Source organism: Pseudomonas agronomica, assembly GCF_025917275.1.
GTDB classification, from domain to species: Bacteria; Pseudomonadota; Gammaproteobacteria; order Pseudomonadales; family Pseudomonadaceae; genus Aquipseudomonas; species Aquipseudomonas agronomica.
Genome location: NZ_JAOSHO010000649.1, coordinates 1 through 2,388 on the forward strand (window position 1 = coordinate 1; position 2,388 = coordinate 2,388).

The following is a 2,388-nucleotide window of genomic DNA, read 5'->3' on the forward strand; positions in this document are numbered from 1 at the left end:
GGAAAGCCCGACACCGCATTCATGGCGTCGAAATTACCCCAAATCGATGACAGGGAGCTATAGGACAGCGAACGTGCCTTGCGCTTTTGCGACCAGCTTGTCGCCCTGCATCACCTCGGCCTCCACCACCAGCGTGCGCCGGCCCGGGTGGATGACCCGGGCGGTGCACAACACCTCGCCGTCGGACACGGCGCGGATGTAGTTGATCTTGCACTCGATGGTCGCGCTCTGCTGATCGAAGCCATGGACACTGGAGCAAGCCAGGCCCATGGCGATGTCCACCAGGCTGAACAGCGCACCGCCGTGCAGCTTGCCGCCACGATTGCGCAACTCGGGTTCGAGACCCAGGGCGACTTGCGCCACCCCGTTCCCGAGGCTGTGCAGGCGGCAGCCGAGCAGCTTGAAAAACGCGCTCTCCACCAACCCGGCTGGCGCGTCCATCAGCGTTTCTTCAACTGCTTGGCGTTGGCGAACAGCGAGGCCATGGCGTTGTTGGCCGGGGCTGCCGTGGTGGTCTCCTTGCGCGGTGCGGTGTTCTGCGACTGGCGTGGCGCGGCGCCTGGGCGAGCACCGCGGGCACCGTCGACCTTCTCGCCCGGCGTGTCGCTCATGCGCATCGACAGGCCAACGCGTTTGCGCGGGATGTCGACTTCCATGACCTTCACTTTCACCACATCACCGGCCTTCACGGCTTCGCGCGGGTCCTTGATGAATTTTTCCGACAGTGCCGAGATGTGGACCAGACCGTCCTGGTGCACGCCGATGTCGACGAACGCGCCGAAGTTGGTCACGTTGGTCACCACGCCTTCGAGGATCATGCCCGGTTGCAGGTCCTTGAGGTCTTCGACACCTTCCTGGAATTCAGCGGTCTTGAACTCCGGACGTGGGTCGCGGCCCGGTTTCTCCAGCTCTTGCAGGATGTCGGTGACGGTGGGCAGGCCGAAGGTTTCGTCGGTGAACTTCTTCGGGTCCAGGCGCTTGAGGAACGCGGCGTCGCCAATCAGCGAGCGGATGTCGCGGTCGGTCTGGGCGGCGATGCGTTGCACCAGCGGATAGGCTTCCGGGTGGACCGCGGAGGAATCCAGCGGGTTGTCGCCGTTCATGACGCGCAGGAAACCGGCGGCCTGTTCGAAGGTTTTTTCACCCAGGCGCGGGACTTTCTTCAGCGCGGCGCGGGTCTTGAATGCACCGTGTTCGTCACGGTGGGTGACGATGTTCTGCGCCAGCGTGGCGTTCAGGCCGGAGATTCGCGCCAGCAGCGCCACCGAAGCGGTGTTCACGTCCACGCCCACGGCGTTCACGCAATCTTCCACCACGGCGTCCAGGCCACGGGCCAGTTTCAGTTGGGAAACGTCGTGCTGGTATTGGCCGACGCCGATGGATTTCGGATCGATCTTCACCAGCTCCGCCAACGGATCCTGCAGGCGACGGGCGATCGACACCGCACCGCGGATCGACACGTCCAGGTCCGGGAATTCCTTGGAAGCCAGTTCCGACGCCGAATAAACCGAAGCACCGGCCTCGGAGACCATGACCTTGGTCATTTTCATGGCCGGGTATTTCTTGATCAGCTCGGCGGCCAGCTTGTCGGTCTCGCGGCTGGCGGTGCCGTTGCCGATGGCGATCAGGTCCACCGAATGCTTGGCGCACAGGGCGGCGAGCACGGCAATGGTCTGGTCCCATTTGTTGTGCGGCACGTGCGGGTAGACCGTGGCGTGGTCCAGCAGTTTGCCGGTCGAGTCCACCACCGCCACCTTGCAACCGGTGCGCAGGCCCGGGTCGAGGCCCAGGGTGGCGCGCGGGCCGGCCGGTGCGGCTAGCAGCAGGTCGTGCAGGTTGTGGGCGAACACGTTGATCGCCTCGGTCTCGGCGTTGTCGCGCAGCTCGCCCAGCAAGTCGGTTTCCAGGTGGGTATAGAGCTTGACCTTCCAGGTCCAGCGCACCACTTCGGCCAGCCATTTATCGGCGGCGCGGTTCTGGTTCTGGATGCCGAACTGCTGGCCGATCATGCCTTCGCACGGGTGCATGGTGCCGGGCAGTTCTTCGCCGACCTTCAGCGCGGAACTGAGAATGCCTTCGTTACGGCCACGGAAAATCGCCAGGGCACGGTGGGATGGCATGCTCTTGAGCGGTTCGTCGTGCTCGAAATAGTCGCGGAACTTGGCGCCTTCCTCTTCCTTGCCGGCGATGACGCGGGCGCTGAGAGTGGCTTCCTGCTTGAGGAAATTGCGCAGCTTCTCCAACAGGTTGGCGTCTTCGGCGAAACGCTCCATGAGGATGTACTTGGCGCCTTCCAGCGCGGCTTTCACATCCGCCACGCCTTTTTCCGCATCGATAAAGCGCGCGGCTTCGATTTCGGGGGCCAGGTTCGGATCGTTGAACAGGCCG

2 protein-coding genes are annotated in these 2,388 nt (G+C 63.8%); both read right to left on the reverse strand.

Annotated features, from left to right (window positions below; genetic code table 11):
- Positions 1-57 precede the first annotated feature (57 nt).
- A complete protein-coding gene (locus OC610_RS25725; RefSeq protein WP_264431841.1) occupies positions 58-441 on the reverse strand; it encodes a PaaI family thioesterase in 384 nt (127 codons plus the stop codon).
- Positions 441-2,388 (reverse strand): Tex family protein (locus OC610_RS25730; RefSeq protein ID WP_264431842.1); only part of this gene is annotated, 1,948 nt, incomplete at its 5' end. The genes OC610_RS25725 and OC610_RS25730, both read right to left, overlap by 1 nt.